This is a genomic window from Tsuneonella sediminis, assembly GCF_051912845.1.
Classification (GTDB): Bacteria; Pseudomonadota; Alphaproteobacteria; order Sphingomonadales; family Sphingomonadaceae; genus Tsuneonella; species Tsuneonella sediminis.
The window spans coordinates 865,522-883,739 of record NZ_JBNCBU010000001.1; the positions used below are offsets into that span (position 1 = coordinate 865,522).

Consider the following 18,218-nt stretch of genomic DNA (forward strand, 5'->3'; position numbering starts at 1 on the left):
CTTCAGCCGCGTCCGCGGTATCCGGCGACACCCTGTTCGGGCACCCACAGCCCCTCGGGCGGCGCGCCGGTCTGCCAGAACACGTCGATCGGGATACCACCGCGCGGGTACCAGTAACCGCCGATGCGCAGCCATCGCGGATTCATTTCGTCGGCGAGGCGCTGGCCGATGCCGACGGTCACGTCCTCGTGGAAGCCGCAATGGTTCCGGAACGAGCCGAGGAAGAGCTTGAGGCTCTTGGATTCGACGATCGTCGCATTCGGCGCGTAGTCGATCACGATGTGCGCGAAGTCGGGCTGGCCGGTGACGGGACAGAGCGAGGTGAACTCCGGCGCGGCGAAGCGCACGAGATAGAGCATTCCCTCCCGCGGGTTGGGCACATAATCGAGCGTTGCCTCGCCCGGCGATCCAGGCAGCGCGCTCGACTTGCCGAGGTGGGCGGTGACGGGTGTGTCGCTCATGCCGCGCATCTGGCGCGAATTGCGCCCTTCCGCAAGCAGGCGGTGGACTTGGGCAATTCAGTGCCTATTCAGCGCGCCGGACGCTTGGGAAGTCCCGTCGGGAGCCATGAAGCACTACCTATCCGCCAGTCTTGTTGCGCTTGCCGTCGGAGCAGCGGCCGTACCCGGAGGTGCCCAGGATGGGGGCACGCCGGGCGGATTCCGCCTGCCGACCAACCCGACCCCGACCCCCACCGACGTGCAAGGCCCGGTCGATCCCGATGCGCCGATCCTGACACGCCCGCGCGCACCCACCCCCACGCCGACCCCGCGCCCGACCGCGACTCCGGCTCCGCCTCCCGAGCCTCTGCCCTCGCCGACGCCGACACCCCGCGTGGTCAGCCCTCCGCGCGGGAGCTCGCTACCGCCCCGGTTCACCCCTCCGGCGAGCCCGACACCGCTCGAATCGGAAGCGGTCATCGACGGGGCGGCACCGTTTCCCGGCACGACGGCCGAATCCGAGGCCCTGCCCCTGCCCACCGGGTCGGTCGATGCACCCCCGCCCCCCTCGTCCACTCTCGATAACGCCGGGGAGAGCGAGAATGACGGGCTGCCGGGTTGGCTTGTGGCGCTTGCCGGGTTGCTGCTCGCAGCGGGTGTCGGCGCGGTGGTGTGGATGCGCCGCCGGAGCGTGGCCGATGCCGTCGAGGCTCCGCAAATCGTGCCGCCGCGCCCGGCGTCACCGGCCGACCTGAGCGGGGCAGATACCGCGTCGCCCGCCGCGCGCGTCGGGCCCTCGCCTCTGGCACTGGTGATCGATGCGCAGGCCAAGCAGCTGGCGCGCAGCATGCGATTCGCGACGCTTAGCTACGAGCTGCGGATCACCAACCGCGGCGCGATGCCGCTCGAGAACGTGACCTTCGGCGGCGATCTCGTAACCGCCCACGCTCGCGTTCCCGCGCAGGCACAACTTGCCGATCCATCGGTTCCGCTCGCGCCGGTGCAGACGGTCGAGCGGCTCGACCCGGGCCAGAGCATCGCCTTCAGCGGCGAGTTCCGGCTGCCAGTCGAGGAGATCCGGCCGATCCCGCACGGCAAGGCGGTGGTCTACGTTCCGCTACTGCGGGTTCGCGCGGAGGCGGAAGGGGCGCAGCCGGTCGCCCGTACTTTCGTCGTCGGGCTGCGTCCGCCGGGCGCCCAGCGCCTCCAGCCGTTCCGGCTCGACGAGATGCCGCAGGTCTATCACGCCGTGGGCCAGACCGCGCTCGATTAGCCGCTGGATCGTGCGCTTCGGGGCCGCTACGCCTGTCGCGCATGGACAGCCTCGTTTCCACCGACTGGCTCGCGCGAGAACTCCGCGGGGAAGCGCTCGTCGTCCTCGATGCATCGCGCCACCTTGCCGCCGCCGGACGCGACGCTGGCGCCGAATTCCTGCAGGCTCACATCCCGGGAGCCCGGTTCCTCGACCTGTCGCGGCTTGTCGATCCGAAATCACCCGTTGGCCATACCTTGCCCGGCCCCGAGCGCGCGGCAAGCGTGGTCGGAGCGCTCGGCGTGAGGCGCGAGGCACCCGTGGTGATATACGATGACAGCGAGGTGAGGACGTCCGCCCGCGCGTGGTTCATGCTGACCGGATACGGGTTCGAGCGCGTCGCGATCCTCGACGGAGGTCTGGCGAAGTGGCGAGCCGAAGGCAGGCCCGTCGAGGCGGGCGAGGCCGATGCCGATCCCGTTCTCCTTGCGCCCAGGGAATTTGGCAGGCCGGTCCGCCGCAAGGACGGGATGCTCGCCAACCTTGGCACCCGCTCCGAGCAGGTGGTCGACGCGCGCGATTCCGCCCGCTTTACCGGCGAGACCGAGGACACCGTCCACGGCCTTCCCGGGGGCCACATACCCGGTGCGCGCAACCTGTTCTTCCGCGATCTCTACCGCCCGGACGGCACCTTCCGCCCGGTGAGCGAACTGCGGACCGCTTTCGAAAGGGCGGGCGTCGATCTTGCCCGGCCGGTCGTTGCGTCGTGCGGCAGCGGCGTCACCGCATCGGTCCTCCTGTTCGCGCTGCACCTCATCGGCATCGACGACGCGGCGCTCTACGACGGGAGCTGGAGCGAATGGGGCGCGGATCCCGCGACGCCCAAGGAAACCGGAGCCGCCGCCTGATGGCCAAGCGAACGCGCGACACGAAGGCGGCCACCCGCCTCGTCACGGGAGGCCGGAAGGCCGAATGGACGGGGGCGGCGGTCAACCCGCCGGTCTGGCGCACCAGCACGCACCTATACGCCGACAGCGCGGACCTCGCCAGGGGACGGCCGAACGAGGACGGCCATTTCTACTACGGGCGGCGCGGGACGCCGACCCAGTGGGCGCTGGCCGACGCACTGACCGCGATCGAACCGGGCGCCGACGGGACCGTCCTTTATCCGAGCGGCGTGGCGGCGATCGCCGGCGCGCTGCTGACGGTCCTAAAACCGGGCGACGTGCTGCTCGTCACCGACAACGCCTACGAACCGACGCGCAGCATCGCGCAGGGCCTGCTCGCGCGGTTCGGCATCGAGGCGCGCTTCTTCGATCCGCTCGACCTCGACGCATATGCCGCGGCGTTCTGCGAGCGCACCGCGGCGGTGATGCTGGAAAGCCCGGGCAGCCTGACGATGGAAGTGTGCGACGTGCCCGCACTGGCCGGCATCGCGCGCGAAAAGGGCGCGGTCAGCGTGATCGACAACACCTGGGCCTCACCCCTCGGCTTTGCCGCGCTTCGGCACGGGTGCGACATCGCGGTCATGAGCCTGACCAAGCATGCCGGCGGTCATTCAGACGTGATGATGGGCTCGGCAAGCGCCGGGCGCGACTGGCACCGCAAGCTGCGGCTGACAGCGCAGAGCCTCGGCAACGTGGTCTCGCCGGACGACGCCGCGCTGGTTCTGCGAGGACTGAGGACGATGGGCGTGCGGCTCGCACATTCGACAGCCGCCGCGCTTTCGATCGCCCGCTGGCTCGATGCCCGGCCCGAGGTGGCCAGGGTGCTCTGCCCGATGCTGCCGGGCGCGCCGGGACACGCGCTTTGGAGCCGCGATTTCACCGGCGGCTGCGGCCTGTTCAGCGTGGTGCTGGCGGGCCGCGGTGCGGGCGAGCGCGCCCGGTTCATCGACGCGCTCGAACTGTTCGGCATCGGTTTCAGCTGGGGCGGCTATGAAAGCCTTGTCGTGCCGTTCGATCCTCCGCGCAGCGTGACCGCGTGGCCGCCGGCGGATTTGGCAAGCGAGGGAGGCGCGGCTATCAGGTTCTCGATCGGCCTCGAGGATCCCGCGGACCTGATCGCCGACCTCGAGCGCGCTTTGGCAGCAATGGACGACAGATGACAGCAACCCCGCTGCCGACGGACACCGCGATCCCCGATCCCTCGGGTGCCGTGGGCGAGGTTACCGCGGCTTTGCCTCCGGCGACCCCTTTCCCCGTGCCGACGGCCACGGCATCCCCCGAGACGGCGATCAAGGCGGCGGACGGCATCAAGGAAGCGGTCAGCGAAAATGGCGGCACCGCGGCCGGGGTCGTCGAGACGCTCGACGGTTTCGCCATCGATCTCGGCTCGTTCCACCTGTCGATGTGGGACGCGATCGTGTTCATCTCGGTCCTCGTCGGGATTTACCTGCTGGCGTTCTTCCTCAGCCGTTTCGCGCGGCGGACGCTGCGGCGGCTTTCACGGTTCGACGAGACCCAGCGCCTGCTGGCCGAAAAACTCGTCACGATCGCGGTGTGGGCCATCGCCGTTCTCCTGGGAATCGACATCCTCGGCATCGACCTGACCGCGCTGGCGGTGTTCTCGGGCGCATTCGGGCTCGCGATCGGGTTCGGCCTGCAGAAGACCTTCGGCAACCTGATCGCCGGGATCATCCTGTTGATGGACCGCTCGATCAAGCCCGGCGACGTGATCGCAATCGCCGACTCGGCCGGCACCATGACCTTTGGACAGATCCGCAAGATCGGCATCCGCGCGGTTTCGCTGACCACCCGCGACCAGCGCGAATACCTGATCCCGAACGAGAACCTGATGGTCAACCAGGTCGAGAACTGGTCGTATTCCTCGCGCAACGTGCGCATCCAGGTGCCGGTCGGAGTCTCCTATGAGTGCGACCTCAAGCTGGCCGAGAAGCTGATGCTCGAGGCGGCGAAGGGCGCGACACGCGTGCTCAAGACGCCGCCTCCGGTGTGCTGGCTCGATGCCTATGGCGACAGCTCGGTGAACTTCGTGATTCATTGCTGGATCAACGATCCCGAGGACGGTGTCGGCAACGTCAAATCGGACGTCCTCAAGCGGTTGTGGGACCTGTTTGCAGAGCACGGGGTGGAGATCCCGTTCCCGCAGCGCGACCTCAACCTGCGCGACAATGCCCAGTTCCAGCAGCTTGTGGCGGCGATTTCCCAGCGGATCGAACAGCCGGACAGGGCCGGTCCGCAGCCTTCGGAAGGCTAGCTTGGCGCGGTCAAACCGCAGATTTCAAAATCGCGCCTTCCCCCGCTGACAGGCAATCTGGCTGGCGAGATTGCGTGCCCGCGCGCATCTCGCCGCCATGGCCAGAACCGGAACAGTCCATCTCGTCGGCGCGGGTCCGGGTGATCCCGATCTCCTGACGTTGCGTGCCGCCCGCCTGATCGAGCGCGCGGACATCATCGTCCACGACGGGCTGGTGGATCCTGCGGTACTCGCGCTTGCTCCGCCCGCGGCCAAGCTCGTTTCTGTAGCCAAGAGCCGCGCGCGTCACACCCTGCCGCAGGACGCGATCAATGCCCTGCTCGTGCGCGAAGCGCTCGCCGGGCGCGACGTCGTTCGCCTGAAGGGCGGCGACCCGCTGGTGTTCGGGCGCGGGGGCGAGGAAGCCGAGGCCTGCCGCGCCGCCGGCGTGCCGGTCGAGGTGGTGCCCGGCATCAGCGCCGCCAACGGCGCGGCCGCCGCAGCACAGATCGCGCTGACGCACCGCGATGCGGCAAGCGTGGTCAGTTTCGTGGCGGGCCAGTGCAAGGGGCTCAGCGAACAGGACTGGGCCGGCCTTGCCGGCAAGGGGCGCACGCTCGTCATCTACATGGGCGTCAAGACCGCGCCGCAAATCGCTGAAAAGCTTATGGCCGACGGTCTCGCGCCGGAGATGCCGCTGGCAGTGATCGAGAACGCCTGCCGGCCACAGATGCGCGTGCTGCGCGGTCCGCTGGCGGCGCTCCCCGACCTCGTCGTGGCCGAGGCCGTCAAGAGCCCGGCACTCATCGTGATCGGCGATGTCACCACGCGCGACGACGCTGCCGTCGCTCGCTTGGCGGAGGCCGCTGCATGAAGATCCTGACCGGAAACGATCTGAAGACCGGCGCGGTCACCTGGTGGACCGGCTACGACTGGTCGCTGCACGTCGAGGACGCGGTCGATGCCGGCCCCGAGGCCGATGCGATCGCCGCGCGCGAGGAAGCCGCCCGCCGCGTTAACGCGCCTTACGTGATCGAGGGCGAGCGCACCGCAGGCGGCGTGCGCCCGGCACACATCAAGGACCGCATCCGCGCGCTCGGACCCACAGTGCGGCCGGACCTGACCCTCAAGCCCGCCGATCCCGAAGCCGGCAACTGGGTGATCTGACGATGTACGAGTATGACAAGTGGGACCAGCAACAGGTCGATGCCCGCGTCGCGGAGTTTCGCGACCAAGTGGAAAGGCGCCTCGCAGGCAAGATCACCGAGGACCAGTTCAAACCCTTGCGGCTGATGAACGGGCTCTACCTGCAACTGCACGCGTACATGCTGCGGGTGGCCATACCCTACGGCACGCTCGACAGCCGCCAAATGCATGCGCTCGCCGACATCGCCGACAGGTACGATCGCGGCTATGGCCATTTCACCACCCGTCAGAACATCCAGTACAACTGGATCAGGCTCGCCGAGGCGCCGGACATCCTTGCGGATCTCGCGAAGGTCGAGATGCACGCGATCCAGACGAGCGGAAATTGCATCCGCAACATCAGCTCCGACCACTTTGCCGGCGCCGCGGCCGACGAGGTAATTGATCCAAGGCCTTACGCCGAACTTCTTAGACAGTGGTCGAGCTTCCACCCGGAATTCACCGCGCTTCCGCGAAAGTTCAAGATCGCCGTGATCGCGAGCGCGACCGACCGTGCGGCAATGAAGCTGCACGATATCGGCATCCGGATCGTCAGGAACGACGCGGGCGAGATCGGCGCGCAGTTCTGGGTCGGCGGCGGCATGGGCCGCACCCCGATGATCGCGCCGTGCATCAACGAATTCGTGCCGATCGACAGCCTCGTCACCTACTGCGAGGCCGCCTTGCGGGTCTACAACCGCCACGGCCGTCGTGACAACAAGTACAAGGCGCGGATCAAGATCCTCGTCCACGAGCTTGGCGCGGAGGAATATCGGCGCCAGGTCGAGGACGAGTTCGCCCACCTCCGGACGCAGGGCATCGAGCCGCCACTGGCGGAACTCGAGCGCATCTCCGCCTTCTTCGCCGATCCGCCGTTCGAGACCGGCCTCCCGCGCGGTGTCGACCGGTCGGACCCGGATTTCGCGCTGTGGGTCGATACGAACACCGTCCCGCACAAGGCGGCCGGTTATGTCGCCGCGGTGATCAGCCTCAAGCCGGTCGGTGGCATCCCCGGCGATGCGACGTCCGACCAGATGCGGCTGATCGCCGACCTCGCCCGGATCCATTCGTTCGACGAGATGCGCGTGACCCACACGCAGAACATCGTCCTGCCGCACGTTCGCCAGGCGGACCTCCACGCGCTGTGGAAGAAGCTTGACGAAGCGGGCCTCGGCACCGCCAACCTCGATATGGCAGGCGACATTATCGCCTGCCCCGGGCTCGACTACTGCAGCCTTGCCAACGCCCGCTCGATCCCGGTCGCCCAGAAGCTGAGCCAGCGGCTTGCACCGAAGTCGGCAGAGCTCGGCGAGCTGAAGATCAAGATCTCGGGGTGCATAAATGCCTGCGGGCACCACCACGCGGGTCACATCGGCATCCTCGGCGTCGACCGGAAAGGGACCGAGAACTACCAGCTGCTGCTGGGTGGCAGCGAAGCGGAAGACACCTCGCTTGCCAAGATTGTCGGCCCCGGCTTCGACGAAGCAGGGATCGTCGACGCGGTGGAGACCGCGACCGGGGTCTATCTTGCGCAGCGCAGCGAAGGCGAGCGGTTCCTCGACACCTATCGCCGCATCGGGCTCGAGCCGTTCAAGGAGGCGCTCTATGGCTGAGCTGTTGCGATTCCGCGAAGACGAGCCGGTCGATCACCCGGCCGTCACGGTCGATTCATATATCCAGCAGGCAAATTCCGCGGCTGTGCGGATAGAGCCGGGCGACGATGCCCGGGCGCTCATACCTCACCTCGCGGACCTGCGGCTGATCGAGGTGAATTTCCCGGTTTTCACCGACGGCCGGGGGTACAGTGCCGCGCGCATACTGCGCGAGGCGGGTTACACCGGAGAACTGCGCGCGGTGGGCGACGTGCTCGTCGACCAGCTTTTCGCGATGCGCCGCTGCGGATTCGATGCCTTCGAACCCGACCGCCCGCTCGATCCTGCCGATGCCGAAGCCGCCCTCTCGCGCTGGGATCACGTCTACCAACCCGCAGCCGACGACCGCACGCCGATCTGGGCATTGCGCCACCCGGTGACCCATGGCTGACCTCGGCATCGGCAGGTTCACCGACCGGATCGACACGGGACCCCGGTTCACGCCCGCGGACGCTGCCGCGCTCAATCGCCGCTTCGAAGGGTGCGATACCGCCTCGGTGCTCGAAGGCGTGCTGCGCGGCGGACTGGCCGGCCGTGTCGCCGCGGTATCGAGCTTCGGCGCCGAAAGCGCGGTGCTGCTGCACCAGATTGCCGCCGTCGCGCCCGCCACACCGGTGCTTTTCCTCGACACCGGCAAGCATTTCACCGAGACGATCGCCTATCGCGACGCGCTGCTTGATCGCCTGGGAATGACCAACCTCCTCGTGCTGGCGCCCGATCCGGCCGATCTTGCTTCCCGCGACGAGACCAGCCTGCGCTGGTCCTACGATCCCGACGGCTGCTGCGAGATCCGCAAGGTGCGCCCGCTGGCGAGGGTTCTCGAAAGCTTCGATGCCTCGATCACCGGTCGCAAGGCGTTCCAGTCGCAGACCCGCGCCAACCTCCCCCGCTTCGAGATCGACCGGTCGGACACCGCCGGGCGCCTCAAGATCAACCCGCTGATCGATTGGGACGCGGACCGGATCGCCGCGTACGTCGCGGCGCACGAACTCCCCGCGCATCCGCTTGTCGCACGCGGCTATCCCTCGATCGGCTGCTCCCCGTGCACCAGCAAGGTGGCGCCGGGCGAAGACCCGCGCGCGGGCCGCTGGAAAGGGTGGGACAAGACCGAATGCGGCATCCACACGCCCGTCCAGCTCGGTCCCGACGGCGAGCTGCCGCCGGGGTACGAACCCTTCCTGTAAACGGCGCGGGCGTCAGCGCCAGACTGCTCCGACGCTGGCGCGTTCTCGCGAACCGCCCTCAGCTATCGAGGCGGACTACGGTCGAAACCTTGCCGGTCTTGGGATCGGTCGACTGGTACACACCGTCAACCACCTCCTCGTTGTAGCAGACCTGCGTCGAACCCTCCTTCGAGGAAGTCTCGCAATACTGGTTGGGCGACTTCTGTTCCCAGGTGCCGGTATCGACGACCGTACCGCTCGCGTCGGTAACCTCGTACGTGCCATCCGGCTTGACGTTGGCCACGATTTTCTGGCCGTCGGGCATCGTGACTTCGAACTTGCCGTGCGAGGGCTTGCCGTCGGCGGCGAGCGTGTTCGTCATGGCTTCAGGCGCGGCCGCCTCGGTTGCGGCGGCATCGGCTTCGGGTTCCGGGGCCGGTTGTGAGCACGCGGCAAGCGCGACCAGCGCGGTTGCGGCAACGAATTTCTTCATGGCAAATCCCCCTGCACGTCGCGCCTGGAGTCTTGCCCCGGGCGCGACTCGCGACCCGCACGCGGGACTATGCACGCTCCGGACGCCGAGTCGACTCAGCGCGCTAGAGCCAGCCGTTTTCGCGGTACCAGCGCGCGGTGGCCTTGAGGCCGTCGCGGGTCGGAATGCGGGGCTGCCACAGACCGGGCGGAACGGCCATTTCAGGACGCGCGACCCAGTCGGGGTGCGCCATGTAGCCAACCCGGTCGCGCGTCAGTCGCGCGCGCGAGCGGCGCAGCAGCCGGTCGGCACGCGAGGCATGCTCGAGTAGCGGGCGCGAGAGATGGACCACCAGCGGGCGTCGGCCCACCGCCCAGCCGATCACCCGCGCCAGCTCGCGGTGGCTCCAGCCGCCCGGGTGTCCATCGTCGGGTTCGAATATGCGGTGTGTCACCCCTTCCCCGCCGGGCACGAGCGAAACGAGAAGGTCGGCAAGGTCATGGACGTGGATGAGAGAACTGCGCCCCGGCGGTGGGACCGGCACCAGGCCCCGCTTCGCCAGCCTGAACATCTCGAGATAGTCGCGGTCCCACGGTCCGTAGACCCCGGGCGGCCGGACGATCGTCCAGTCGAGTCCGCTCGCCGCGACCAGTCGCTCGGCGCGCTCCTTCGACGCGCCGTAGGCGGAGAGTGCCGGCTCCCGCGCCGCGAGCGACGACACGCACACGAAGCGCGGCACCCCCGCCTCCGTCGCCGCTTTCACCGCGTTGAGGGTTCCGGCGACATTGACAGCCTCGAACGCCGCCGCGTCGCGCGCCGTGGTCAGGCCCGCGACGTGGAGGACGGCCTCGGCGCCGTCGACCAGCCGCGCGAGCGCGCCAATGTCGGACAGGTCGCCCTCGATCCATTGGGCGGCGGTCTGGTCGCGCGGGACGGACCGGGCGAGCGCGCGCACCTGCATCCCGGCCCCGCACAGCTTTTCCAGCGCGGCGCGCCCGACGAATCCCGTGGCACCGGTCAGGGCGACGAGCGGCCCTCTCACAGAAGCACCATATGATCGCGGTGGACCACCGCCGCCCGGGGAGCATACCCTAGGAGTCCAGCCTGCTCGCCGGCCTTGCGTCCGGCGATCGCGCGGCATTCGGCGGCGGTGTACTCGACCAGCCCCTGCGCGAGCCGATCTCCTTTCGCGGAATGGATCGTCACGAGATCGCCGCGGGCGAAGTCGCCATCGACCCCTGTCACCCCGGCGGCGAGCAGGCTCGATCCCGCCCCGAGCGCGGCAGCACACCCTTCATCGACCGTGAGAACCCCGGCAGGTGCGATCCGCCCGCCCAGCCACACCTTGCGCCCGCCGTCACGCCGCTGGGGCACGAACAGCGTGCCCTTGTCTCCGGACAGCGCGTGTTCGATGGGACGGGCGTGGGTTCCGTTCACGATCGCCAGCGCGATGCCGGCCCGACCTGCGATCTCGGCTGCCTCGAGCTTCGAGACCATGCCCCCCGAGCCCATGCCCGAACCCGATCCTCCCGTCGCCATGGCCCGGATGGTCTCGTCGACGCCCTGCACCTCGCGGACCAGCTCGGCCGCCGGATCGCCGGGGTCCCGGTCGAACAGCCCGTCGACGTCGCTCAGCAGGACAACCGCGTCAGCCGCTGCAGCCTGCGCGACCCGCGCCCCAAGGCGATCGTTGTCGCCAAACCGGATCTCGGCGGTGGCGACGCTGTCGTTCTCGTTGACGACCGGCACCGCGCCCTGGTCGAGCAGGCACGCCAGCGTAGAGGAGGCGTTGAGGTAGCGGCGACGGTCCTCGAGGTCGTCGAGGGTGAGCAGGAGCTGGGCCGCGACGAGACCCCTTGCCCCGAGAAGTTCATCCCATGCGCCGGCAAGCGCGATCTGGCCCACCGCGGCGGCGGCCTGCGCGTCGGCAAGGCTGGCGCGCCCGCCGCCGGACAGCCCCAGCCTCCCCGCACCAAGCGCAATGGCGCCCGAACTGACCACGACCACCTGCTGGCCGCGCCCGCGTGCCTCTGCGATCTCCCCGCACAGCGCCGCCAGCCATTCGCGCCGCAACGTTCCGACGCGCTCGACGAGCAACGCCGAGCCGACCTTGATCACCAGGCGCGGGCAAATGGCCGGATCGGCGATATGGGAGAGAGCCGCGAACGTCATTCGCGCGGCGCTTAGCGAAGCCGCGCGCGACAGTCACGCGGCGAGCGCGACCTCAGACAGGCGACCAGTCGCCGCCCTCCTCGGGTGCATCCTCGACTTCGCTGCCGCGGGTCTCGGTCGCCGTGCGGTCGGGAAGATAGGCAAGCGCTGCGTCGAGCAACGCCTCGATCCCCTCGCCCGTCGCCCCCGAAACCGGGAAGACCGCGGCGGCCCCCGCCTCGCGCAATTCCCTGGCAAATCCCTCGGCAAGCTCGGCATCGGCGAGATCGATCTTGTTGAGCGCGATCAGGCGGGGCTTGTCGTCAAGCCCCTCGCCATAGGCTGCCAGCTCGTCCTCGACGATGGCGAGCGCCTCGGCCGGATCGGTGCCGGCGATGTCGATCAGATGGATAAGAACCCGGCATCGTTCGATATGGCCGAGAAACCGGTCGCCGATCCCCGCGCCTTCCGCCGCTCCGGCGATCAACCCGGGAATGTCCGCAAGCACGAACTCGCGCCCGCGGTGCCGCACCACGCCAAGCTTGGGCACGAGCGTGGTGAAGGCATAGGCACCCACCTTCGCCTGCGCGTTCGAGACCTGGTTGATGAACGTGCTCTTGCCCGCGTTGGGAAGGCCCACGAGACCCACGTCGGCGAGCAGCTTCAAGCGCAGCCACACCCACATCTCCTGCGCCGGGATGCCCGGCTGGTGCTGGCGCGGAGCGCGATTGGTGCTGGTCTTGTAGCTCGCGTTGCCGCGCCCGCCCATGCCGCCCTCGAGCAAGGTGAGCCGCTGACCGACCTCGGTGAAGTCGGCAAGGATCTCTTCCTTGTCCTCGGACAGGATCTGGGTGCCGACGGGCACCTGGATGATGAGGTCGGGCGCGCTCGCCCCGGTCCGGTCCTTGCCCATGCCATGCCCGCCGCGCTGGGCCTTGAAGTGCTGCGTGTAGCGAAAGTCGATCAGCGTATTGAGGCCCTGCACCGCCTCGAACACGACGTCGCCGCCCTTGCCGCCGTTACCGCCGTCAGGGCCGCCGTATTCGATATACTTCTCGCGCCGGAAGCTGACGGCCCCGGGGCCGCCCGCGCCGGACTTGATGAAGATCTTGGCCTGGTCGAGGAAATGCATGGGAACTGCGCTACGCGTAAATGGCGACGCTTGAAAGTCGCGGTGGGCGCGGGATCGTTACCGGCGAAGCCGCGAGGCCGACGTCCCCCGCCCATGGGCGAAACGGAAACGCGATCGGATGAATCGAAAGGTAACTGGTGGAGCCGAGGGGGATCGAACCCCTGACCTCGTCATTGCGAACGACGCGCTCTCCCAGCTGAGCTACGGCCCCGTTCCAGTTCCATGTCGCTGCCGTCAGGTCGCCAGCGAGCGCGCCCCTTAGGCGAAGCGGGGGTGGCTTGCCAAGAGCAAAACCGCCCCTTTTTCCGGCTCAGTCCGACGTGCCGAGCGGCAACTGGATCGTCGGCGTCTCCTCGGCATCCGGCATCTGGACGATAACCGGCGCGGAGGAAGGCGCGGGAGCGGACGAGGTGGCCGGCTGTGTCAGCACGATAACCGGTTCCGGGGCTGGCTGGCTTGACGGGGGCAGCGGCGGCATCGCGCCTACCGTGGTGGCGCCGGGCGGCACGTTCACCGCCGGATCGAGCGGGTTGACGTAACCGGTCACGGTCGCCGTCAGCGCGGTCGGGTTGTATTCCGCGTCCCACCGCGCGACTTCGACCCGGTACTGCTCGTAGGCGCGGAAGAAATCGTCGAACACGCCTTCGATCTTCGGCAGGCTGCGCGCGGCGAACGCGTCGAGGTCACCCTGCGCGACGAGCGCCAGTTCGTTGGCAACTCCAAGCGATGCCTCGCAGAACGCGTTGCGGGCGGGCGGCAGCGCAAAATAGTTATAGACCTGCGTCATGTAGCCATCGAGCACGTCGCGGAAGCCCGGCCCGTATTTCTGGCGAAATTCGCTTTCGAGAGTCCGGTTGGCCGATGACAGCCCCCGTGCATGGGTCTTCAGCAGCCCCTTGTAGCCCTGCAGGATCGGATCGTACCTCGGTTCAAGGCAGTTGAGCGCGGCGACGTTGAGCGCCGAACGCAGGTTCCACGTCGTCTGGGCCGGGGTCAGCTGATAGTTCACCGTATGGCGCACCCCGTCGCCCTGTATCGCTGGAATCGCCATCCCGGCGACAGCACCCATCGGCGGCGTCGGGCGCGGCGGAATGACCTTCACCGGCGGAGGAGGCGGAGGCGGCGGCGGCGGGGGCGGCGGCGGGGTCGCGCACGCGCCGAGCGCAGCAAGCGCGCCGGCGACCGCCAGGAGACGAATACGCGAACTCGAAAACTGAAACATGCGGCGCGGCCCTCCTCTGCCCGCATCGAATTTGACAGCCCGCGCCTTTCGCGCGCCTGAAGCACTACCGCGCCTACTCCGTCGGCCGCGCAAAGAAAATGCCCGAGGGACGCGATGTCCCCCGGGCACGATGAACCGAATCTCGCGTGCGACCAACGGTCGCCCGGATTACTCCTTGCTGCCCATGAACCGCAGCAGGAAGAGGAACATGTTGATGAAGTCGAGGTACAGGTTGAGCGCCCCGAGGATCACCGCCTTGCCGGCCCAGTCGGTACCGCGCAGGTGAGCATACTGTTCCTTGAGCTTCTGCGTGTCGTAGACGGTCAGCCCGGCGAAGATGAGCACGCCGATGAAGCTGATCGCGTACATGAACGGCGCGGAGCCGATGAACATGTTGGCGATGCTCGCCACGATGAGGCCGATCACCCCCATCAGCAGGAACTTGCCCATGCCCGACAGGTCGCGCTTGGTCGTGTAACCGTAGAGGCTGAGGCCGGCGAACGCCGCCGCCGTGGCGAAGAACGTCACCGCGATCGACCCGCCGGTGTAGACCAGGAAGATCGTCGACAGGCTCAGGCCCATCAACACCGCGAAGGCCCAGTACATCACCTGGAGCGTGCCCTGGCTGAACCTGTTCGCGCCGAAGCTCATGGCGAACACGATCGCCAGCGGCGACAGCGCGACGAGCCACATCAGCGGCCCGCTCGCGAACGAATAGGCGAGGCCCGAATTGGCGGTCAGCAAAGCGACGATGCCGGTCAGCAGCACGCCGCTCGTCATGTAGTTGTAGATCGAGAGCATGTGCTGGCGCAGGCCCTCGTCGTAGACGACCGCGCCACCGGCGCGCGGCACCGAGCCGAAGCTCGTGGTCGTCGTGCGGGGTTCAAAATCGGCCATGTGTTTCCTACTCCTCTGGCCCGCAGCATCCGTGCGCGGGCGACAGGGCGAATATCGAGTGTTCGCCCCCCTTTTTCAAGCGAAACCGGTCGAAATCGCGTTAACCCTCGTCGCGCGCCGAAGCGGCCATTTCGCGCCCCCGATCGCGGGCAGCGCGCAGGGTTTCGGTGACCAGTCGAGTCAGCGCCTCGTCCTCGTCGAGCACGTTGAGGCCCTTCTGCGTCATGCCCCCCGGGCTTGCCACCTTGCGCGCGAGATCGCCCGGCGAATGCGGCGAAGCTGCCGCCAGCGCGCCTGCCCCGTCGACCATCGCCACCGCCAGCCGTTCCGCCTGGACGGGATCGAGGCCCAGCCGGGTCGCGCCGGCCGCCAGCGCATCGATGAACCGGTAGACGAAGCCCGGCCCCGAGCCCGCGAGCGCGGTGACGAGGTCGAACTGGGTTTCGTCGGCCAGCCATTCCGCGCTGCCGAGCCGCGCGGCGAGTTCGGTCACCGCATCCCGCCCAGCGTCGTCGATACCCCGCGCGACCAGCCCGTTGGGCGACTTGCCAAGGGCAGCGGCAAGATTGGGCATCAGCCGCACCACGCCCCCGGACCGGGGAAACCGCTGGGCGAGCGCCGCGAGTTCGACCCCGGCAAGGACTGACACGACCACGGTCCCGGGGCCTGCGAGCGGTTCGAGCGGCGGTGCGGCCTCGCTCAGCATCTGCGGCTTGAACCCGAGGACGAGCGCGTCGAACGCACCTTCCGGAACGCTGGTCGTGAAGCGCACGCCTTCCGGGACGGGCTTCTCGCGCGGACCATAGGCGGTGAAGATATCCGGTTTCAGCCCCGAAGCGAGCCAACCGTCGAGCATGGCGCCCGTCATCGAGCCGTAGCCGGCGATCAGGATAGACTGGAATGCGATCATCTCGCCGCCTTAGGGCGCACGGCGCGGCGATGCTAGGCCCCGGCCCTCACGCCTCGCCGGCGGCGTCCACCATCGCGCTCGCAAGCGCGTCCCGCGGGCTCTTGTCCCCCCACAGCACGAACTGGAACGCAGGGTAGAACCGGTCGCATTCGTCTATCGCGGTCTCGATCAACCCTTGCGCCTGCCCGAGCCCGAGCAGCCCCTCGTCACCCAGCAGCAGACCGTGGCGGTAGACCAGCATTCCCCCTTGCGACCAGACGTCGAAATGGCCGAGCCAGAGCTGCTCGTTGACGAGCGCGAGGAGTTCGTGCGCGGCGTCGCGCTTGCCGTCCGCAACGCGAATGTCGGGAAGGCACAGCAGTTGCAGGACGTTGTCTTCGGCGCGCCAGATCGCGCGCACCTGGTAGCTTGTCCATGCGCCCTGGATCTCAGCCGAGATCTCGTCCGCCGAGACGATTTCGTGGGTCCAACCGCGTGCCTCGAACAGCGCGGCGAGCATGTCGACCGGGGCTGCATCCTCGGCCGCCGGCCCGTATTCGTCCTGCCCGGTTCTCATCGCCGCGATCCCGTCTCAGTCATTGCGATGCTCGTTGCCGGGAGGGTTCGCCGCCCGCAATCGCATGGCCGCGAACGGTTGGGGACAACGTGACAAGCCTGTTCAAAGCCTGTGCAAAAACGGTGGAGCGCCGCCGGCCGCCTCACTTGAGCGGCGCGATCTCCTGCCCGTCTTCGCTGGTGAAAGTGAACGCGTCGATGCCCGCCGCCTTGAGATCGGCGACGAGCTTGTTCGCCGCCTTTGCCGAATCGACCGGGCCGGTCAGGAGCCGTTGCGAGGCACCCCACTTTGCCGTGTAGGCTTCTCGCTTGCCGAGGAGTTCGGGTGCCTTCCTGCCAAACCGGCGCCAGTCGAAAGCGAGCGCCTGGAGGTCTTTGCCGGTCGCGACCTGCACCCAGATCCGGCTGGGCGCCTTGGGCTTGGGTGGAGGTGGCGGGGGCGGCGGAGGAGGTGGCGGTTCGGCGACCTCGCGCTTCGGCCTGATCGCCGTAATGTCCACCGCGCCAACCGCCGGCGCGCGCGGGACGCTCGCGGACCCGAATTCCGCGAACGCGTCCGCCACGCTCGCCGGTTCGGGTTCGGGCACCGGAGTGACAGTCACCGGCGGGTCGATCGATGCGCTCGCGCTCGCCGCCGGTTGCGGCGCCCCGGCTGCCGGGACCAGTCCTTCCGCCATCATGCCCTGGCTTTGCGCGTGCTTGACCGCTTCGAGGTTGAACCCGGGCGCGCCCGTGGACTGTTCGGGCAGGCGGGCGACAACGACTGGCTGCACCGCGGGGTGCGGCTCCGGCGGAGGCGACGCGTCCAACGGCGGCAGTTCGATGCCTTGCCGAACCGCCGCCCGAACCGGCGAAGCGACCGGCTGGGGATCAGGCTGGCTGGCCGCCGCGGGCGGGGGCGGGGGCGGTGGCGGTGGCGGAGCGGCAGCCGCAGTCACCGCGCTCGAGGATGCAACCCGCCGGCGGATGGGATTCCCAAGCCGGTCGACGTCGGGCGCACGCGTTATCGTCACCGGGGCTGCCGCGGGAGCAGGGCGCGCAGCGGCTACTCGTTCGCGGCCGCTCCGTCGGTCGGTCCGGGACCGCGGCCCGAGCGGTTCGCCGGCAGGTGCGAGCCGGGAATCGGCGGCCGCGGCGGGGGGCACCGGCTGGCTGCCGGCATATTGCGCGAACCGGGGATCGTCCCGGCCGATCTGCGCCGCGCGGGGGAAATTGCCAAGGTTGGCGGCGGAGGCCTGCTGCGCGCGGGTAAGCTTGGGCATGTAGCGCAAATAGGGCGACATGCGATCGGCAAGCTCACGCGGCATGACCGCCTCGACGATGGCTATCGCGTCGTCTTCCTTGCCGAGGATCGCGAGGCCGAACGCGCGCGCCCGGTAGGCCGCGAGGTCGCGCTGCTGGAGAAGCGGCAGCAGGGTCGCCTCGAACCCGCGGGTATCGCCTGCGATCGCCTGACTCAGCGCGAGACGGCGCAGGACTTCGTCGTCGCGCCCGTGCGCGAGGGCAAGCTTGTATTGGGACTGTGCCGAGGCATTGTCGCCGACAAGATCGTAGGCCAGTCCGCGGTCGGCAGCGATCGACGCCGGCGCGGCACCGGCACCCTGCGCCTGATCGAACATGGCAAGTGCCTCGATCGGTCGCCCCGCCTTGAGATTTGCGGACGCAAGCCCTGCCTTGACCCTCGGATCGCCGGCCCTCACGGTCTCGGCGCGGCTGAAGAAGCCGACCGCGGCATCGATGTCGTCGAGGTCGAGAGAAGCCCGGCCCGCCGCGACGAGCGCGTCGAAATCGGTGGGATTGCGGGCGAGCCGCTGCAGCGCGCGGCTGAGGTCGCCCGAGGCCGGGCTGGGAATTGGCTGCACCACCGGATAGCTCTGCGCCCCCGCAGGCGCCGCGACGAGCGCGAGGGGCGCCGCCGCGAGCAACGCGGCCGCGGCGCGGCTACGTGTCGGTTTCGAACGATCGAACATGTCTCGCCCCTGTAGCGGC

The 18,218-nt window shown here is 68.7% G+C and carries 19 protein-coding genes and 1 tRNA gene; 9 read left to right on the forward strand and 11 right to left on the reverse strand.

Annotated elements, in window-relative coordinates:
* Positions 1-2 precede the first annotated feature (2 nt).
* The gene (gene queF / locus ACPV3N_RS04465) at positions 3-461 is read right to left on the reverse strand and encodes a preQ(1) synthase (protein ID WP_440115132.1); all 459 of its coding nucleotides are present in this window, start codon (positions 459-461) and stop codon (positions 3-5) included.
* A gap of 106 nt (positions 462-567) precedes the next feature.
* Here queF and ACPV3N_RS04470 point away from each other — a divergent pair, with 106 nt between their 5' ends.
* From ACPV3N_RS04470 to ACPV3N_RS04510, 9 genes are all read left to right on the forward strand, one after another.
* A complete protein-coding gene (locus ACPV3N_RS04470; protein ID WP_440115134.1) occupies positions 568-1,713 on the forward strand; it encodes a hypothetical protein in 1,146 nt (381 codons plus the stop codon).
* Between the two features lie 41 nt (positions 1,714-1,754).
* Positions 1,755-2,600, forward strand: a complete 846-nt coding sequence (locus ACPV3N_RS04475; protein ID WP_440115136.1) for a sulfurtransferase — start codon at positions 1,755-1,757, stop codon at positions 2,598-2,600.
* Positions 2,600-3,799, forward strand: a complete 1,200-nt coding sequence (gene metC, locus ACPV3N_RS04480; RefSeq protein WP_440115138.1) for a cystathionine beta-lyase — start codon at positions 2,600-2,602, stop codon at positions 3,797-3,799. The genes ACPV3N_RS04475 and metC overlap by 1 nt, the downstream gene beginning before the upstream one ends.
* Positions 3,796-4,911 carry a mechanosensitive ion channel family protein gene (locus tag ACPV3N_RS04485; protein WP_440115140.1) on the forward strand — a complete coding sequence of 372 codons (1,116 nt, stop codon included), beginning with the start codon at positions 3,796-3,798 and terminating at the stop codon, positions 4,909-4,911. The genes metC and ACPV3N_RS04485 overlap by 4 nt, the downstream gene beginning before the upstream one ends.
* A 97-nt stretch (positions 4,912-5,008) precedes the next feature.
* A complete protein-coding gene (gene cobA / locus ACPV3N_RS04490) occupies positions 5,009-5,764 on the forward strand; it encodes a uroporphyrinogen-III C-methyltransferase (RefSeq protein WP_440115142.1) in 756 nt (251 codons plus the stop codon).
* Entirely contained in the window at positions 5,761-6,057 is a 297-nt protein-coding gene (locus tag ACPV3N_RS04495) for a DUF2849 domain-containing protein (protein WP_440115144.1), read from the forward strand. Before cobA ends, ACPV3N_RS04495 begins: the two co-directional genes overlap by 4 nt.
* A 2-nt stretch (positions 6,058-6,059) precedes the next feature.
* The gene (locus ACPV3N_RS04500) at positions 6,060-7,688 is read left to right on the forward strand and encodes a nitrite/sulfite reductase (RefSeq protein ID WP_440115146.1); all 1,629 of its coding nucleotides are present in this window, start codon (positions 6,060-6,062) and stop codon (positions 7,686-7,688) included.
* Complete coding sequence (locus ACPV3N_RS04505) at positions 7,681-8,118, forward strand: DUF934 domain-containing protein (RefSeq protein WP_440115148.1); 438 nt, start codon at positions 7,681-7,683, stop codon at positions 8,116-8,118. Before ACPV3N_RS04500 ends, ACPV3N_RS04505 begins: the two co-directional genes overlap by 8 nt.
* Positions 8,111-8,911: a phosphoadenylyl-sulfate reductase gene (locus tag ACPV3N_RS04510; RefSeq protein ID WP_440115150.1), complete on the forward strand. Its 801-nt coding sequence runs from the start codon at positions 8,111-8,113 to the stop codon at positions 8,909-8,911. The genes ACPV3N_RS04505 and ACPV3N_RS04510 overlap by 8 nt, the downstream gene beginning before the upstream one ends.
* 58 nt (positions 8,912-8,969) lie before the next feature.
* On the opposite strand, the gene ACPV3N_RS04515 is transcribed toward ACPV3N_RS04510, so the two are convergent.
* The 10 genes from ACPV3N_RS04515 to ACPV3N_RS04560 form a co-directional block, all read right to left on the reverse strand.
* Positions 8,970-9,383 carry a hypothetical protein gene (locus ACPV3N_RS04515; RefSeq protein ID WP_440115152.1) on the reverse strand — a complete coding sequence of 138 codons (414 nt, stop codon included), beginning with the start codon at positions 9,381-9,383 and terminating at the stop codon, positions 8,970-8,972.
* Positions 9,384-9,486: 103 nt separating this feature from the next.
* On the reverse strand, positions 9,487-10,404 hold the full coding sequence (locus tag ACPV3N_RS04520) for an NAD-dependent epimerase/dehydratase family protein (RefSeq protein ID WP_440115154.1): 918 nt from the start codon (positions 10,402-10,404) through the stop codon (positions 9,487-9,489).
* Positions 10,401-11,534: a glutamate 5-kinase gene (gene proB / locus ACPV3N_RS04525; protein ID WP_440115156.1), complete on the reverse strand. Its 1,134-nt coding sequence runs from the start codon at positions 11,532-11,534 to the stop codon at positions 10,401-10,403. The genes ACPV3N_RS04520 and proB overlap by 4 nt, the downstream gene beginning before the upstream one ends.
* 52 nt (positions 11,535-11,586) lie before the next feature.
* Entirely contained in the window at positions 11,587-12,645 is a 1,059-nt protein-coding gene (obgE, locus tag ACPV3N_RS04530) for a GTPase ObgE (RefSeq protein ID WP_440115158.1), read from the reverse strand.
* Positions 12,646-12,780: 135 nt separating this feature from the next.
* A tRNA-Ala gene (locus ACPV3N_RS04535) sits at positions 12,781-12,856 on the reverse strand.
* A 99-nt stretch (positions 12,857-12,955) separates the two neighbouring features.
* On the reverse strand, positions 12,956-13,867 hold the full coding sequence (locus ACPV3N_RS04540; protein ID WP_440115160.1) for a hypothetical protein: 912 nt from the start codon (positions 13,865-13,867) through the stop codon (positions 12,956-12,958).
* A gap of 168 nt (positions 13,868-14,035) precedes the next feature.
* Positions 14,036-14,764 carry a Bax inhibitor-1/YccA family protein gene (locus ACPV3N_RS04545; protein ID WP_440115162.1) on the reverse strand — a complete coding sequence of 243 codons (729 nt, stop codon included), beginning with the start codon at positions 14,762-14,764 and terminating at the stop codon, positions 14,036-14,038.
* A gap of 100 nt (positions 14,765-14,864) precedes the next feature.
* Positions 14,865-15,674 (reverse strand): pyrroline-5-carboxylate reductase family protein, encoded by an 810-nt coding sequence (locus ACPV3N_RS04550; RefSeq protein ID WP_440115164.1) that lies wholly within the window; start codon positions 15,672-15,674, stop codon positions 14,865-14,867.
* Positions 15,675-15,720: 46 nt separating this feature from the next.
* A complete protein-coding gene (locus ACPV3N_RS04555; RefSeq protein WP_440115166.1) occupies positions 15,721-16,230 on the reverse strand; it encodes a type III secretion system chaperone family protein in 510 nt (169 codons plus the stop codon).
* 142 nt (positions 16,231-16,372) lie between these two features.
* The gene (locus ACPV3N_RS04560) at positions 16,373-18,199 is read right to left on the reverse strand and encodes a tetratricopeptide repeat protein (RefSeq protein WP_440115168.1); all 1,827 of its coding nucleotides are present in this window, start codon (positions 18,197-18,199) and stop codon (positions 16,373-16,375) included.
* Positions 18,200-18,218: the final 19 nt, after the last annotated feature.

Excerpts from the sequence above, each read along its gene's own strand:
- queF (WP_440115132.1), bottom strand. The coding sequence starts at position 461 with ATGAGCGACACACCCGTCACCGCCCACCTCGGCAAGTCGAGCGCGCTG.
- ACPV3N_RS04470 (WP_440115134.1), top strand. The coding sequence starts at position 568 with ATGAAGCACTACCTATCCGCCAGTCTTGTTGCGCTTGCCGTCGGAGCA.
- ACPV3N_RS04475 (WP_440115136.1), top strand. The coding sequence starts at position 1,755 with ATGGACAGCCTCGTTTCCACCGACTGGCTCGCGCGAGAACTCCGCGGG.
- metC (WP_440115138.1), top strand. The coding sequence starts at position 2,600 with ATGGCCAAGCGAACGCGCGACACGAAGGCGGCCACCCGCCTCGTCACG.
- ACPV3N_RS04485 (WP_440115140.1), top strand. The coding sequence starts at position 3,796 with ATGACAGCAACCCCGCTGCCGACGGACACCGCGATCCCCGATCCCTCG.
- cobA (WP_440115142.1), top strand. The coding sequence starts at position 5,009 with ATGGCCAGAACCGGAACAGTCCATCTCGTCGGCGCGGGTCCGGGTGAT.
- ACPV3N_RS04495 (WP_440115144.1), top strand. The coding sequence starts at position 5,761 with ATGAAGATCCTGACCGGAAACGATCTGAAGACCGGCGCGGTCACCTGG.
- ACPV3N_RS04500 (WP_440115146.1), top strand. The coding sequence starts at position 6,060 with ATGTACGAGTATGACAAGTGGGACCAGCAACAGGTCGATGCCCGCGTC.
- ACPV3N_RS04505 (WP_440115148.1), top strand. The coding sequence starts at position 7,681 with ATGGCTGAGCTGTTGCGATTCCGCGAAGACGAGCCGGTCGATCACCCG.
- ACPV3N_RS04510 (WP_440115150.1), top strand. The coding sequence starts at position 8,111 with ATGGCTGACCTCGGCATCGGCAGGTTCACCGACCGGATCGACACGGGA.
- ACPV3N_RS04515 (WP_440115152.1), bottom strand. The coding sequence starts at position 9,383 with ATGAAGAAATTCGTTGCCGCAACCGCGCTGGTCGCGCTTGCCGCGTGC.
- proB (WP_440115156.1), bottom strand. The coding sequence starts at position 11,534 with ATGACGTTCGCGGCTCTCTCCCATATCGCCGATCCGGCCATTTGCCCG.
- obgE (WP_440115158.1), bottom strand. The coding sequence starts at position 12,645 with ATGCATTTCCTCGACCAGGCCAAGATCTTCATCAAGTCCGGCGCGGGC.
- ACPV3N_RS04540 (WP_440115160.1), bottom strand. The coding sequence starts at position 13,867 with ATGTTTCAGTTTTCGAGTTCGCGTATTCGTCTCCTGGCGGTCGCCGGC.
- ACPV3N_RS04545 (WP_440115162.1), bottom strand. The coding sequence starts at position 14,764 with ATGGCCGATTTTGAACCCCGCACGACGACCACGAGCTTCGGCTCGGTG.
- ACPV3N_RS04550 (WP_440115164.1), bottom strand. The coding sequence starts at position 15,674 with ATGATCGCATTCCAGTCTATCCTGATCGCCGGCTACGGCTCGATGACG.
- ACPV3N_RS04555 (WP_440115166.1), bottom strand. The coding sequence starts at position 16,230 with ATGAGAACCGGGCAGGACGAATACGGGCCGGCGGCCGAGGATGCAGCC.
- ACPV3N_RS04560 (WP_440115168.1), bottom strand. The coding sequence starts at position 18,199 with ATGTTCGATCGTTCGAAACCGACACGTAGCCGCGCCGCGGCCGCGTTG.